This is a genomic window from Krasilnikoviella flava, from assembly GCF_900167525.1.
Lineage (GTDB): Bacteria > Actinomycetota > Actinomycetes > Actinomycetales > Cellulomonadaceae > Isoptericola > Isoptericola flavus.
The window spans coordinates 330,520-343,395 of sequence record NZ_FUZQ01000003.1 but is presented as its reverse complement, the minus strand read 5'-3'; the positions used below and the strand labels follow the sequence as shown (position 1 = coordinate 343,395).

The 12,876-nt window shown below is 74.7% G+C and carries 16 protein-coding genes; 12 read left to right on the top strand and 4 right to left on the bottom strand.

Annotation, left to right across the window (positions count from 1 at the left end; all coding sequences use genetic code 11):
• Window positions 1-75: 75 nt before the first annotated feature.
• Window positions 76-438 carry a LacI family DNA-binding transcriptional regulator gene (locus B5Y66_RS23270; protein ID WP_079573855.1) on the top strand — a complete coding sequence of 121 codons (363 nt, stop codon included), beginning with the start codon at window positions 76-78 and terminating at the stop codon, window positions 436-438.
• On the opposite strand, the gene B5Y66_RS23125 is transcribed toward B5Y66_RS23270, so the two are convergent.
• Window positions 387-512: a hypothetical protein gene (locus B5Y66_RS23125; protein ID WP_281251995.1), complete on the bottom strand. Its 126-nt coding sequence runs from the start codon at window positions 510-512 to the stop codon at window positions 387-389. The genes B5Y66_RS23270 and B5Y66_RS23125 overlap by 52 nt on opposite strands.
• Window positions 513-579: 67 nt before the next feature.
• On the opposite strand from B5Y66_RS23125, the gene B5Y66_RS09540 reads away from it, so the two are divergent.
• The 4 genes from B5Y66_RS09540 to B5Y66_RS09525 all read left to right on the top strand — a co-directional run bounded on the left by B5Y66_RS09540 (window position 580) and on the right by B5Y66_RS09525 (window position 5,110).
• Window positions 580-2,040: a basic amino acid/polyamine antiporter gene (locus B5Y66_RS09540; protein ID WP_079573851.1), complete on the top strand. Its 1,461-nt coding sequence runs from the start codon at window positions 580-582 to the stop codon at window positions 2,038-2,040.
• A gap of 55 nt (window positions 2,041-2,095) precedes the next feature.
• The gene (locus B5Y66_RS09535; RefSeq protein ID WP_079573849.1) at window positions 2,096-3,358 is read left to right on the top strand and encodes an arginine deiminase; all 1,263 of its coding nucleotides are present in this window, start codon (window positions 2,096-2,098) and stop codon (window positions 3,356-3,358) included.
• A 107-nt stretch (window positions 3,359-3,465) separates the two neighbouring features.
• A complete protein-coding gene (locus B5Y66_RS09530) occupies window positions 3,466-4,323 on the top strand; it encodes a cation transporter (protein ID WP_176168836.1) in 858 nt (285 codons plus the stop codon).
• Window positions 4,324-4,642: 319 nt separating this feature from the next.
• Window positions 4,643-5,110, top strand: a complete 468-nt coding sequence (locus tag B5Y66_RS09525) for a DUF2255 family protein (RefSeq protein ID WP_176168835.1) — start codon at window positions 4,643-4,645, stop codon at window positions 5,108-5,110.
• On the opposite strand, the gene B5Y66_RS09520 is transcribed toward B5Y66_RS09525, so the two are convergent.
• Both B5Y66_RS09520 and B5Y66_RS09515 read right to left on the bottom strand, forming a co-directional pair.
• Window positions 5,107-5,805 (bottom strand): ABC transporter ATP-binding protein, encoded by a 699-nt coding sequence (locus B5Y66_RS09520; RefSeq protein WP_079573843.1) that lies wholly within the window; start codon window positions 5,803-5,805, stop codon window positions 5,107-5,109. The two genes, B5Y66_RS09525 and B5Y66_RS09520, sit on opposite strands and share 4 nt — an antisense overlap.
• A 20-nt stretch (window positions 5,806-5,825) precedes the next feature.
• Window positions 5,826-6,914: an ABC transporter permease gene (locus B5Y66_RS09515; protein WP_079573841.1), complete on the bottom strand. Its 1,089-nt coding sequence runs from the start codon at window positions 6,912-6,914 to the stop codon at window positions 5,826-5,828.
• 172 nt (window positions 6,915-7,086) lie between these two features.
• Between B5Y66_RS09515 and B5Y66_RS09510 the strand changes: the two genes are divergently transcribed.
• The 5 genes from B5Y66_RS09510 (at window position 7,087) to B5Y66_RS09490 (ending at window position 11,258) form a co-directional block, all read left to right on the top strand.
• A complete protein-coding gene (locus B5Y66_RS09510; RefSeq protein ID WP_245807025.1) occupies window positions 7,087-8,328 on the top strand; it encodes a sensor histidine kinase in 1,242 nt (413 codons plus the stop codon).
• Window positions 8,325-8,960: a LuxR C-terminal-related transcriptional regulator gene (locus B5Y66_RS09505; RefSeq protein WP_079573836.1), complete on the top strand. Its 636-nt coding sequence runs from the start codon at window positions 8,325-8,327 to the stop codon at window positions 8,958-8,960. The genes B5Y66_RS09510 and B5Y66_RS09505 overlap by 4 nt, the downstream gene beginning before the upstream one ends.
• A 92-nt stretch (window positions 8,961-9,052) precedes the next feature.
• Complete coding sequence (locus tag B5Y66_RS09500; protein ID WP_079573834.1) at window positions 9,053-10,093, top strand: S66 family peptidase; 1,041 nt, start codon at window positions 9,053-9,055, stop codon at window positions 10,091-10,093.
• A gap of 34 nt (window positions 10,094-10,127) precedes the next feature.
• On the top strand, window positions 10,128-10,784 hold the full coding sequence (locus B5Y66_RS09495; protein ID WP_079573832.1) for a glutamine amidotransferase-related protein: 657 nt from the start codon (window positions 10,128-10,130) through the stop codon (window positions 10,782-10,784).
• A gap of 78 nt (window positions 10,785-10,862) precedes the next feature.
• Window positions 10,863-11,258, top strand: a complete 396-nt coding sequence (locus B5Y66_RS09490) for a nuclear transport factor 2 family protein (protein WP_079573829.1) — start codon at window positions 10,863-10,865, stop codon at window positions 11,256-11,258.
• 4 nt (window positions 11,259-11,262) lie between these two features.
• Here the strand turns inward: B5Y66_RS09490 and B5Y66_RS09485 are convergent, their stop codons facing one another.
• Window positions 11,263-12,069: an isocitrate lyase/PEP mutase family protein gene (locus tag B5Y66_RS09485; RefSeq protein ID WP_079573827.1), complete on the bottom strand. Its 807-nt coding sequence runs from the start codon at window positions 12,067-12,069 to the stop codon at window positions 11,263-11,265.
• Window positions 12,070-12,145: 76 nt separating this feature from the next.
• Between B5Y66_RS09485 and B5Y66_RS09480 the strand changes: the two genes are divergently transcribed.
• Both B5Y66_RS09480 and B5Y66_RS09475 read left to right on the top strand, forming a co-directional pair.
• Window positions 12,146-12,508, top strand: coding sequence for a YidH family protein (locus tag B5Y66_RS09480; RefSeq protein ID WP_079573825.1), 363 nt, complete (start codon window positions 12,146-12,148; stop codon window positions 12,506-12,508).
• Window positions 12,509-12,523: 15 nt separating this feature from the next.
• The gene (locus B5Y66_RS09475; RefSeq protein WP_079573823.1) at window positions 12,524-12,874 is read left to right on the top strand and encodes a DUF202 domain-containing protein; all 351 of its coding nucleotides are present in this window, start codon (window positions 12,524-12,526) and stop codon (window positions 12,872-12,874) included.
• Window positions 12,875-12,876: the final 2 nt, after the last annotated feature.

Sequence of the window (12,876 nt, the reverse complement as noted above, 5' to 3'; positions counted from 1 at the left end):
CGTCTACCGTGGGACCGGCAGGTCACGGGGTCGGCGAGGGATCAGGGCGTGGGGCGAGGCAACGGGCGGCCGTCGATGGCACAGGTCGCCGACCGTGCGGGCGTCTCGCTCGGCACGGTGTCGCACGTCCTCAACCACCCCGACCGGGTCACCGGAGGCCACGCGGGCCCGGGTCCGCGCGGGGATGACCGAGCTCGGCTTCCTGCGCAGCTCGGTGGCGCGCACGCTGGCGGGCGGCTCGAGCGACGCGATCGGCCTCGTCCTCACCGACCTCGGCAACTCCCTGTTCGTGGATCTGGCGCGCGGCGCGACCCGGGAGGCGGAGGACGCTCGACGACAACCTCGCCGCCCGCGACGTACCCGTGCCGGCACAAGGCCGTGGTGCTTCAGCCGACGCTGGTCGTGCGCGCCTCCACGGCCGGCGACGCGGGGGCCTGAGCGCCCACCCGCACCTCGTGCACCCCGTGCCCGACGACGGACGGGGCGCGGCCGGGCAGGTCCAGCTCCGCCATGGCGCGCGGACCTGCCACGACGGTGCAACGATCGGTCGCGGCACCGGATCCCAGGAGGGACGCGCGGATGGCGAACGAGGGCACGACGGCAGCGCCGGGCAGCACGACCAGCATCACCACCAAGGTCTCCCTGCTGACCCTCACCGCGATGGTGGTCGGCTCGATGGTCGGCGCAGGAGTGTTCTCGCTGCCGCGCCGGTTCGCGCAGGAGACGGGCGTCATGGGCGCCCTCATCGCCTGGGTGGTGGCGGGCGCGGGCATGCTGATGCTGGCGTTCGTCTTCCAGCGGCTCGCGATGCGCAAGCCCGACCTCGACGCCGGCGTCTACGCCTACGCGAAGGCCGGGTTCGGTGAGTACACCGGCTTCTTCGCCGCGGCCGGCTACTGGGCCAGCGCGTGCGTCGGCAACGTCACCTACTGGGTGCTCATCATGTCGACGCTGGGGCAATGGATCCCCGCGCTGGGCGCGGGGGACACGGTGCTCGCGCTCGCGCTCTCCACCGTCGGCCTGTGGCTGTTCTTCCTGCTCGTGCGGCGCGGGATCAAGGAGGCGACGGCGATCAACCGGATCGTCACCGTCGCCAAGCTCATCCCGATCATCGTCTTCGTCCTGCTGGCGCTGTTCGTCTTCGACCCCACCGCGTTCGCGGAGAACTGGGGCGGCGCCGACTACGCCGGGAGCCTGTTCGACCAGGTGCGCGGCACCATGCTGGTGACGGTGTTCGTGTTCCTCGGCGTCGAGGGCGCGAGCGTCTACTCCCGGCACGCGAAGCGCCGCGAGGACGTCGGCCGCGCCACGATCCTCGGCTTCCTGAGCGTCTTCGCCATCTTCGCGTCGGTGACGATCGTGTCCTACGGCATCATGCCGATGGCCGAGATCGCCGAGCTGCGCCAGCCGTCGATGGCGGGGGTGCTCGAGGCCGCCGTGGGGGAGTGGGGCAGCGTCTTCGTCGGCGTCGGCCTCATCATCTCGGTGCTCGGCGCGTACCTGGCCTGGACGCTCATGGCGGCCGAGGTGCTGTTCGTCGCCGCGAAGGACCGCGACATGCCGCGGTTCCTCACCCGGCAGACGGACCGCGACGTGCCCGTGAACGCGCTGCTGCTGAGCACGTCGCTGTCGCAGGTGGTGCTGATCCTCACCTACTTCTCCGAGGACGCGTTCGACTTCGCGCTCGACATGACCGCCGTCATGACGCTCATCCCGTTCCTGCTCGCCGCGCTCTATGCGGTCAAGCTGCGCGCCACCCGCGAGACGTACGACGGCGCGCCGCCGTCGACCCTGCGCGGCGACCTGGTGGTCGCCGTCCTCGCGACCGTCTACACGGCCTTCCTGGTCTTCGCGGCCGGGGCGAGCCTCGTGCTGGTCTCGTTCCTCTTCTACGCCCCGGCGACGATCCTGTTCGTCATGACGCGGCGCGAGCAGGGGCGCAAAGTCTTTGCCCCCGCCGAGCTGGCGCTGTTCGTCGTCGTGGTCGCGATCGCCGTCGTCGCCGTGACCGGGCTCGCCACCGGGTGGATCTCCATCTGAGGCGGATCCCGATCCGACCCGTCCTCTCCGTCGTTGCACCGAAAGGGAACCCTCCATGACCACCGCCTCGTCAACGCCGTCCGCCCCCGCCCACGGCGTCCACTCGGAGGTCGGCCGGCTGCGCAAGGTGCTGGTGTGCTCGCCCGGGCTCGCGCACGAGCGGCTCACGCCCACGAACTCCGACGAGCTGCTGTTCGACGACGTCATGTGGGTGGAGTCCGCGCAGCGCGACCACCTGGACTTCGTCAACAAGCTGACCAACCGGGGCGTGGAGGTCGTCGAGCTCCACGACCTGCTGGCGCAGACGATGGCGATCCCCGAGGCCCGGGACTGGCTGCTGGACCGCAAGGTGGTGCCGAACCACGTGGGCCTCGGGCTCGTCGAGGGCACGCGCGCGTACCTCGAGTCACTGACGCAGACCGAGCTGTCGCGGTACCTCATCGGCGGGCTGTCCACGCACGACCTGCCGGAGGACTTCCGCAGCGACTACGTGAACCTGGCGCGGGAGTCCACCGGCACCCCCGAGTACCTGCTGCCGCCGCTGCCCAACACGCTGTACACGCGCGACACGACCTGCTGGATCTACGGCGGCCTCACGCTCAACCCGCTGTACTGGCCGGCCCGCAAGGACGAGACGCTGCTGATGAAGGCGATCTACTCCTTCCACCCGGAGTACGTCGGCTCGAAGGTCTGGTGGGGCGACCCGGAGCAGGACTGGGCGCAGGCCACGATCGAGGGCGGCGACGTCATGCCCGTCGGGAACGGCACCGTGCTGGTCGGGATGAGCGAGCGCACGTCGCGGCAGGGCATCACGCAGTTCGCGAAGGCGCTGTTCGACGGCGGCGACGTCGAGCAGGTCGTCGTGGCGGGGATGCCGCGGCTGCGGGCGGCGATGCACCTGGACACCGTGTTCACGTTCGCCGACCGCGACCTCGTGACGGTGCACCCGACGATCGTGGACGGCATCCACGCCTTCACCCTGCGGCCGTCGGACACGGCGCCCGGCGTGGAGGTCACCGACGAGGGCGACACCCCCTTCGTGGACGTCGTCGCCCGGTCGCTGGGGCTGCCGAAGTTGCGGGTCGTCGAGACGGCGGGCGACGCGTACGCCTCCGAGCGGCAGCAGTGGGACTCCGGGAACAACGCCGTCGCGCTCGAGCCCGGCGTCGTCTTCACCTACGACCGCAACACCCTGACCAACGCGGCCCTGCGCCGCGCCGGCGTGGAGGTCATCACCATCGTCGGGGCCGAGCTCGGCCGCGGGCGCGGCGGCGGGCACTGCATGACCTGCCCGATCTCGCGCGACCCCCTCGACTGAGCACGCCGGGCCCAGGGATGACAGCTGAACCGGTGATACCAGGGGCAGGAGAGCACTCGGAACCCGATTCCCACCGGGACACCGACCGCAGGGTGCTCTTGTGGTCCTTGAGCGCCTCGGCCGTCCTCGGCTCGATGGGGCTGATCTGGGGACTGCTCGCCGGCGCGGACGTGATCGTGTTCGACGGCGTCTACACGCTGGCGAGCATCGCCCTGTCGGCAGGTTCGCTGCTCGCGTCGCGGGCGGCGAGCGCCGAGCCCACCCGTCAGTTCCCGTACGGCCTCTCCGCGGCGGTGCCGTTGGCGGTCGTCGTCCAGGGTGCCGCGCTGGCCGCCACCCTGCTGTACGCGCTCATCGGCGCCGTGCAGACCCTCATCGGTGGCGGTTCGGACACGACCCAGGTCGCGCTGCTGGCCTACGGCGCGGTCTCGGGGCTCCTGTGCTGCCTGGTCGTGTGGTTGCTCGGCCGGCTCGGGGTCGGCACCGACCTCACTGTCGCCGAGGTGGTCGGCTGGCGGGCCGGTGCGGTCCTCAGCCTCGTGGTCGCGGTCGGCGGCGGCGCGGGGCTGGTGATGGAGCGTGCCGGCCTGGACGCGGCGGCCGACTACGTCGACCCCGTTCTCGTCCTGGTCGCCGTCGCCGTCGTGTCGCCGATGCCGGCGCGCCTCGTGCGGGACGGGATGTTCGAGCTGCTTGAGGGCACACCGGAACCGGAGGTCCTCACGGACCTCCACGGCATCGTCGACGACGTCCGGCAGGAGTTCGGCCTCCCCGCGCCGACGGTGCGGGCCACCAAGCTCGGCCGACGGTTGTACGTCGACGTCGTGTTCGTCGTGCCGCACGGCGACTGGGACGTCGACGCCGAGGACGAGGTCCGACGGTCCGCCGTCGGCAGGCTACGGAGGATGCCCTTCGACGTCTGGGCGAACGTCGAGCTGACCGCCGACGTCGAGCTCGTCCCGTAACTCCTCGTGACCGTCGTCGCCATCGATCGCGAGGACGCGTCCTTCTTCACCCCACCGACCGTCTTTCGGTGTGAGCGGGCCACGCCCGATCCGTCGACCTTGCCGCCCGCGGCCTTCGGCGACGAAGGGCCGGCGCTCCTGCCCTCGCGTGCCCGCGCCAGCGTTCGGGCGCGACATCCGGGACGTCCGAACCCGGGTCTCGGTCCGGCAGCGCTCGTCCGCCGTGGTGCCGATGCACTGCACGACCTGTGCCCACTCCGACGATCTCTCGACGAGGGCTGCCGGAATAGAAGTGGCGCGGGTCACCGTTCGACCCGTCGTGACCCTGCTGACGCGCGCCGCCTCGTTCCTTCGCGACCTCGACTTCCTCGACGACCTCGGGGCCGCGACGGCCGTGCAGGTCGTCCCCGCGCGCGAACCCGGCCGGCCGCAGCGCAGCTGGGTGGTGCGCCTGGGCCACGACCTGTACGTGCGGTCCGCGCCGGGCTCCGTGGGGCGCGCGGGCGGCGGGCGGGCGCACCTGCAGGTCGACGGCACCCGCCGCCCGGTGATGCTCGCCGAGGTCGCGCCTGAGCTGCACTCCCTGCTCGACGACGCGTACCTCGCGAAGTACGGCCGCTGCGCGGCGGAGAAGGTCGCCACCGTCACTTCCGACCGCGCCGCCGCGACCACGTTCCGCGTGCGGCTCCGGCGGGCGACGTGGTCCGAGCAGGTCGCGGCCGCCGTCGACTCCGCGCGCGGCGCCCTGCGCCGCCGGCCCGCCGAGCAGCCCTGCCCGACCTGCTAGGCGCGCCCGGCGACCGTGTCGGCCCGCTCGAGACGGGCGTCGAGCATCCGCTCGGTGGCGTCGACGGTGGCCAGCGTGGACGCGTCGTGCGAGACCAGCAGGGTGGCCGCGCCGGTCTCGCGGGCCAGGCCGGTGATGAGCTCCACCACCCGGGTGCCGCGCTCGTGGTCGAGGGCCGACGTCGGCTCGTCCACCAGCAGCACCTCCGGCCTGCCGACCAGGGCGCGCGCGATCGCGACGCGCTGACGCTGCCCGCCGGACAGCTGCGCGGGCCGCTTGCCCGCGTGGTCGGCCACGCCGACGGCGTCCAGCAGCTCCATGGCGCGCTCGCGCACGCTCGCCGGCCGCCGGCCGCGCAGGTGGGCGTGCAGCTCCAGCTGCTCGAGCGCCGTGAGGGAGCCCAGCAGCTGCGGCGACTGGAACACCATGCCGATGCGGTCGAGCCGGGCGCGGGTCGCGTCCGCGACGGTCGTCGTGGGCGTGAAGACGACGTCCTCGCCGAACCTGACGGTGCCGCGCGTCGGGTTCGTCAGCCCGGCGGCGACGGCCAGCAGGCTCGACTTGCCCGCCCCGGACGGGCCGAGCAGGGCGGTCGTCGTGCCCGCGGGGACGGTGAGGTCGACGTCGTCCACGGCGGTGAGGGTGCCGTCGCCGTCCGGGTAGACGAGGGTGACGTGGTCGAGGTGCAGGTCCATCGGATCCTCCTGGGCGCGGGTCAGCGCGCCGCGAGCGCGGCGTGCGGGTCGATGCGGGTGATGCGGGCGACCGAGACGGCGGCCCCCACGAGGCCGAGCAGCACCAGCCCGGCGGCGGGCACGAGCGTCGTCGACGTCGTCACGACCACGGGGACGACGTCCGGCAGCAGCGCCGCGCCCGCGACCGTGAGGGCGGTGCCCACCGCGACGCCGCCGACCAGCAGCACCGCGGCCTGCCCGAGCGCGTCGCGCAGCAGGTAGCGGGTCGAGGCGCCCAGCGCCTTGAGCACCGCGATGTCGCCGGCGCGGCCGATCGTCCACACGGTGAAGAACGCGCCCACCACCAGCGCGGAGATGACGAGCAGGAACGCCTGCATCGTCGTCAGCGACGTGTTCTCCCCGGCGAACGACGCCACCGCGGAGCGGGCGTCCGACGTCGTGACCGTCGTCGTGCCGAGCGCGGCGTCGGCGTCGGTCAGCGCCGTCGCGTCCGCGGCGTCCGAGGTGGTGAGCGCGACGACGGTCGCGACGTCGTCGCCACCACCTCGCGCGCCGACGGCCTGCCAGTCGTCGAGCGTGGTCCAGACGACGGGGGTGTGCGAGAAGGACTCGTCGGCGTCGACGGTCGCGGCGACCGTGAGCCCGGTGCCGCCGAGGGTGACGGTGTCGCCGGTCCGCGCACCCAGCGCGTCCGCGGCGCCGGGGGTGAGCACCACCGTCCCCGGGTCGACGTCGGTCCCGCCCGGCACGAGGCCGGAGCCGTCGGCCACGCCCAGCGCGGTGACCGACGCCGTCGTGCTGTCCGACCCGGCGCGCGTCGTGGCCAGGCCCAGCGGCTCGGCGGACTCGACGCCCGGCACCTGCGCCCAGCCCTCCCACTGGTCGGCAGTCACCCGGGACGCCGTGAACTCGGGGGCGTCGCCGGCGGCGGGCATGGCGAACGCGAGGTGGTCGGCCGGCAGGTCCGTCACCGCCGACGTCGACTCGCGGGCCAGGCCCGCGGTGAGGGACGCCAGGAACGTGACGAGAAAGGTGATCAGCACGATCACCACGGACATGAGGACGAAGCGGCCGCGGGCATGACGCAGGTCGCGCAGGGCGACGAACACGGAAGGACCTCCACGGGTCGAGGGGGAAGGGCTGTCTGGGCTGGTTCCAGCCTCCGCGTCGGGGCGCCCGCGATCATCGGGATCCGGGGGGATCCTGCGGCGCCGAAGGGTGGCCCGCCCTTTCCACCTTTCGGACGATGCGGCGGCACCCGCCGCGGCTACCGTGGACGGGGTGATCCGCCACCCCCCGCCCTCGGCGACGCGCGCCCTGAACCTGGGGCTCGACGTCCTGCTCGGGACGCTCGCCGTGGTCGCCGTGGTCCAGGCCCCGCCGGGGCGGACCTGGGCGGCTGCCGCCGTCGCGGCCGTCCTCGTCGCCGTGCACGTCGCGGGGCGCCGGGCGGTGCGGGTGCACGACCGGTCCGTCGACACCCCGCGCGGGGCCTGGTGGCCCGACACCGCGTGGGTCGTGGCTCTCGTGGTCCCGTGGGTGGTGCTGCTGTGGCTCTCGCCCGCGGCCCTGTGGCTCGCGTTCCCGCTGATGCTCCTGCAGATGCACGTGCTCGGGCCGCACCGCGGGGTCGTCGCGGTCGCCGTGACGACGGCGCTCGCCGTCGCCGAGGGGCTGCTGGTCCAGGTCGACGCCGACGACCCGTGGACCGGGTTCGTGCTGGGCCCCGTGCTCGGAGCGGCCGTCGCCGTCGGCGTCGTGCTGGGGATCGAGGCGTTCGTCCGCGAGTCCCAGACGCGGCAGCGGACCGTCGACGAGCTCACGCAGGTGCGCCAGCATCTCGCCCAGGCCGAGCGGGAGCGGGCCGTCACCGACGAGCGGGCCCGGCTCGCGCGGGACATCCACGACACCCTGGCCCAGTCGCTGTCCGCCATCGAGCTGCTCCTGCGGGCGGCCGACGACGCCGTCGGCACCGACGACGAGCGGGCCCGCGCCCTCGTGGGCCAGGCGCGCGGCGCGGCGCGCGACGGCCTCGCCGAGGCGCGCCGTGTCGTGCAGGACCTCACGCCGCCCGACCTCGACCGCACCACCCTCGTGGCCGCGCTGCGTCGCGTGGCCGGGCGGCAGCCCCTGGACGTGTCCGTGCACACGGCCGGCGACGTCCGGCCGCTGCCCGTACCCGTCGAGACGGCGCTGCTGCGCATCGCCCAGTCGGCGCTGGCCAACGTCGTCCAGCACGCCGACGCCCGTCGGGCCCGGCTGACGGTCACCTACGAGCAGGACACCGTCACGCTGGACGTCGTGGACGACGGCCGCGGGTTCGACCCGGCGGCAGCGTCGGGAGGGGCGTCGGGCCGGCCGGACGGGCGGGGCTTCGGCCTGCCCGCCGTCCGGTCGCGCGCGCAGGAGCTGGGTGGCACCGTCGCGCTCGAGACCTCGCCCGGCGGGGGCACCGCCCTGGCGGTCACGCTGCCGGTGGGCGCGCCCGACCCGACCGCCCCGACGACGGAGGACGCCCCGTGATCGACGTCGTGCTCGCCGACGACCACCCCGTGGTGCGCGCCGGGCTGCGGGCGGTCGTCGACGGCCAGCCGGACATGCGCGTCGTGCACGAGACCGGCACCGCGGAGGACCTGCTCGCCTGGCTCGACGGCGGCGGCCGGGCCGACGTCGTGCTGCTCGACCTGCGGTTCGGCGACGCGGGGCCCGGCAGCACCCGGCTCGGGGGTGCCGAGGCGACGGGGACGGTCGTGCACCGGCACGCGACCCCGGTGCTCGTCGTGACCACCTACGGCACCGACGCCGACATCCTCGCCGCCGTCGAGGCCGGGGCCACCGGCTACCTGCTCAAGGACGCGCCCACCGAGGAGCTCGCCCGCGCGATCCGGTCCGCCGCCGCCGGGGAGGTCATCCTCGGCGCCGACGTGCAGCGCCGCCTGCTCGGCCGGATGCGGTCCCCGGGCGAGAACCTCAGCGCGCGCGAGCTCGAGGTGCTGCGCCTCGTCGCCGCCGGCCGGTCGAACGACGCCATCGCGCGCGAGCTCTTCGTCTCCGTCGCCACCGTGAAGTCCCACCTGGCGCACATCAGCACCAAGCTGGGCACGCAGTCCCGCACCGAGGCGGCCGCCACCGCCCGGGAGCGCGGGATGCTCTGACGCCGAGCGCCGCGAGCGACCGTGCGCCGCACAGCGGTGCCGAGGGCAGATTCTCGTTGCCGGGCGCACCCCGGCTCGGGCAGGGTCCGGATATGACGATCCGCTACCCCCGCCCCCTCCGGCCCGGCGACACGATCGGCGTGACCGCGCCGTCGGCGGGGGTCGCGCCCCCGCTCCACCGGCGGCTGCACCACGCGGCCGACGTCGTGCGGGCCAAGGGCTACGACGTGCGGGTCGGGGAGACCCCGTTCGCCGACGGGGTCGTCGCCGGCCCGGCGGAGGTGCGCGCGGCCGAGCTGACCGCGATGCTCACGGACCCGGCGGTGCGCGCCGTCGTGCCGCCGTGGGGCGGGGAGCTGGCGACGGACCTGCTCGGACGACTCGACTGGGACGCGCTCGCCGCGGACCCGACGTGGCTGGTCGGTTTCTCGGACGTGTCCACCCTGCAGCTGCCGCTCACGCTGCGCACGGGTGTCGCGACGCTGCACGGCCAGAACCTCATGGACTCGCCGTACGACGTGCCGGACGGCCTCCTGGGCTGGTGGGACGTCGCCTCCGCCCCGCAGCAGGGCGAGGAGCTGGTGCAGCGCTCGCCGCGCCGCTACCGCTCGTCCGGCTGGGACGACTACGAGAACGAGCCCGAGGTGTCGACGTGGACGCTCGACGCCGAGGGCTCCTGGCTGCGGCTCGACGGCGGGGACGCGGAGGCGCCCCTCGACGTCCGGGGCCGGCTGATCGGCGGCTGTCTGGAGACGGTCTCGCTCCTCGCGGGCACGCCCTACGGGGACGTGCGGCGGTTCGCCTCGGAGCACGCGCCGGAGGGCCTGGTCGTCTACCTCGACATCCTCGAGTGGGAGGCGCTCGAGGTCGGTCGGGCCCTGTGGGGGATGCGCCACGCGGGCTGGTTCGACGCCGCGCACGCGGTGCTGCTGAGCCGCACGCCCGCCCCGGACTCGGACGGTTTCACCCAGCACGACGCCGTGCGCGACGCGCTCGGCGACCTCGGGATCCCCTTGCTCGCGGACGTGGAGTGCGGGCACGTGCCGCCGTACCTCGCGCTGGTGAACGGCGCGCTCGCGCGCGTGCAGCACGCGCCGGCGGCATCGACGATCTCCCAGCGCCTCGTGCCGTGACCCGGCACGGGCGGCTCCCCGCTACGGTGCCGGCATGACCCTCGCGCTGCTCGGCGACCGCCGCGACCATGCCAGCCACCGGGAGCTCGACGCCCTCGTGCCGCGGCTCGCGGACGAGCTCGGCGTCGACGCCGTGTGGGTGCCGACCGACGCCCCGTTCGAGGTCGAGGACTACGACGGCGTGTGGCTCGTCCCAGGCTCGCCGTACGCGGACGACGCCGCCGTGCTGCGTGCCGTCACCGCGGTCCGCGAGGGCAGTATCCCCTTCCTCGGCACGTGCGGCGGTATGCAGTACGCCGTCGTGGAGCTCACGAGGGCCCTGCTCGGCCGGCCGGCGAGCCACGCCGAGTCGGACGGCGCGTCGGGCGACAACGTCGTGGCGGCGCTCGCGTGCTCGCTGTACGGCGAGGAACGGATGGTGACGCCGGTGCCCGGCACGCGGTTCGCGTCGTGGGAGGGCGAGCCGTTCGTCGGGATGCACTACTGCCGGTACGCCCCGACGCCTGAGGCCGTCGCGTCGCTGGAGGCTGCGGGCGTCGTCGTGGGCGCCGTCGCGGAGGACGCGGGGGCGGAGGTGCTCGAGCTGACGGGGCACCCGTTCTTCGTGCTGAGCCTCTTCCAGCCGCAGGTCGGGGCGTCGGCCGGGCGACCGATCCATCCGCTCGTGCGGGCGTTCGCCGCCGCGCTCTGAACGGGCTCGCGCCCGCTGTTCAGGGCGTCGCGCAGGGGCGATGATCGAAGGGTCGGCCCGGCGGGACGGAGGTCCGGGATGGGCGAGCCCGACGAGCACGGCAACGGCGACGCGGCGGTCTTCGCCGAGCTGCTCCGTCGCTGGGGCGCCGCGATCGTGGCCAACGATGCGGCGGCGATCGACGTGTTCCTCGATCCGGGCTGGGCGATCGTCGGGACGGACGGCGAGGTCCAGGAGCGCACCGGCTTCCTCGCTCTCGTGGCGTCGGGGGAGCTGGTGCACACGGCCCTGTCGTCCGAGCTCGTGGCCGTGCGTGTGCACGGCGACGTCGCGGTCACCCTGGCCCGCGGGCTCTCCGCCGGCGCGTGGCGCGGGATGCCGTTCCGCGACGAGGAGTGGTCGGCGGACACGTTCGTGCGGCACGGCACCGGGTGGCGCTGCCTCCACACCGCCGTGGTCCCGGCGGCCTCCTGAGGCGTCAGCCCCGGAATGCGCGCGCCATGACCTCGCGTGCGGGGCCGGTGCGGCCGAGGAAGCCGACCTCGCCGGCCTGGAGCTCGCGGGCGGCGTCGACCAGCGCGGACAGGGCGACCCAGGCGAGGGTGCCGCCCACGGAGATGCGCGCCACCCCGGCGTCGGCGAGCTCGGCGGGCGTGGGCCCGCCCGCGACGAGCAGCGCGTTGACGGGCCGGTCCACCTCGCGGCAGACGGTCGCGACGGCGGCGGCGTCGCGCAGCCCCGGCGCGTACAGCACGTCGGCGCCCGCCTCCTGGTAGGCCTGCAGCCGCGCGATGGTGTCGGCGAGGTCGTCGCGGCCGAACAGGTGGTTCTCGCAGCGGGCCGTCAGCACCAGGTCGCCGGCGGCCGCGGCCGCGGCGGCGACGCGCTCGACGGCGAGGCCCCGGTCGTAGACCGGTGCGTCGTCGCGGCCCGTGGCGTCCTCGATCGAGCACCCGGCGACCCCGGTGGTCCGGGCCTCGGCGACGGTGGCCGCGACGTCGGCGGGGGAGTCGGCGAAGCCGTTCTCCAGGTCCGCGCTCACGGGGACGTCGACGGCGTCGGCGAGCGCGGCGGCGTGCTCGAGTGCCTCGTCGCGGGTGGTCGCGCCGTCGGGCCGTCCGAGCGTCGCGGCGAACCCGCTGCTCGTCGTCGCGAGGGCGGCGAAGCCGAGGGCGGCGAGGATCCGCGCCGACCCGGCGTCCCACGCGTTCGGCAGCAGGAGCGGGTCGCCGGGACGGTGCAGGGCGAGGAACGCGGCGCGGGCGTCGGACGAGGGGGAGGCCATGCGCCGACGCTAACGACCCCCTCCGACGTCGCCCCGCCCGTGCCCGACGAGCCGGCGCTGGCTAGGCTCGGGCCTCGTGAGCCGCGAACGCTTCCCCCGGTGGGTGTACGAGAGGGGCACGGAGCCCGACCCGCGGTTCTCGCTGGCCAACGAGCGCACCATCCTCGCGTGGCTCCGTACCGCGCTGGGGCTCATCGCCGGCGGGACCGCGCTCGAGGCGCTCGACCTGCCGATGGAGCCGCACCTGCGCCTCGCGTCCGCGATCGTGCTGCTCGTCGCCGGCGCCGTCGTGCCGGTTGCGGCGGCGGTCGAGTGGGCCCGCTCGGAACGGGCGATGCGCGAGCACGGCCCGCTCCCGGGAGCGATCACCGGGTTCGTGCTGGTCGTGACCATCTCCGTCGTGGGCATCCTCGTGCTGCTCGCCCTGCTGCTGCACTGAGACGGCCGTGCTGACATGACGGACCGTCCCCCACCCCTCGTCGGGCCCGAGCGCGACCGGGGCCTCCAGGCCGAGCGCACCGCTCTGGCCTGGCGCCGCACGCTGCTGTCGTTCACCGCGGCGTGCGCGGTGGCGTGGCAGACGCTGCCGGGCGTGGACGGCGCGACGTCGTTCCTCCTGGCTGCCGCCGTCGGGCTGGTGCTCACCCCTCCGCTCTGGTGGTTCGCCCAGCGGCACGCCCGGCACACGCACCGGCACCTCGACACCGCGGAGCCGCGCCTCCGGCACGGCCGGCGGATCGTGCTGATGTGCGCGGGCACGGCCCTGCTCGGCCTCGGGGGGCTGGTGGCGGTCGTCGTGTTCTGACG

Excerpts from the sequence above, each read along its gene's own strand:
- B5Y66_RS23270 (WP_079573855.1), top strand. The coding sequence starts at position 76 with ATGGCACAGGTCGCCGACCGTGCGGGCGTCTCGCTCGGCACGGTGTCG.
- B5Y66_RS23125 (WP_281251995.1), bottom strand. The coding sequence starts at position 512 with ATGGCGGAGCTGGACCTGCCCGGCCGCGCCCCGTCCGTCGTCGGGCAC.
- B5Y66_RS09540 (WP_079573851.1), top strand. The coding sequence starts at position 580 with ATGGCGAACGAGGGCACGACGGCAGCGCCGGGCAGCACGACCAGCATC.
- B5Y66_RS09535 (WP_079573849.1), top strand. The coding sequence starts at position 2,096 with ATGACCACCGCCTCGTCAACGCCGTCCGCCCCCGCCCACGGCGTCCAC.
- B5Y66_RS09520 (WP_079573843.1), bottom strand. The coding sequence starts at position 5,805 with ATGGACCTGCACCTCGACCACGTCACCCTCGTCTACCCGGACGGCGAC.
- B5Y66_RS09500 (WP_079573834.1), top strand. The coding sequence starts at position 9,053 with ATGACGATCCGCTACCCCCGCCCCCTCCGGCCCGGCGACACGATCGGC.
- B5Y66_RS09495 (WP_079573832.1), top strand. The coding sequence starts at position 10,128 with ATGACCCTCGCGCTGCTCGGCGACCGCCGCGACCATGCCAGCCACCGG.
- B5Y66_RS09490 (WP_079573829.1), top strand. The coding sequence starts at position 10,863 with ATGGGCGAGCCCGACGAGCACGGCAACGGCGACGCGGCGGTCTTCGCC.
- B5Y66_RS09485 (WP_079573827.1), bottom strand. The coding sequence starts at position 12,069 with ATGGCCTCCCCCTCGTCCGACGCCCGCGCCGCGTTCCTCGCCCTGCAC.
- B5Y66_RS09475 (WP_079573823.1), top strand. The coding sequence starts at position 12,524 with ATGACGGACCGTCCCCCACCCCTCGTCGGGCCCGAGCGCGACCGGGGC.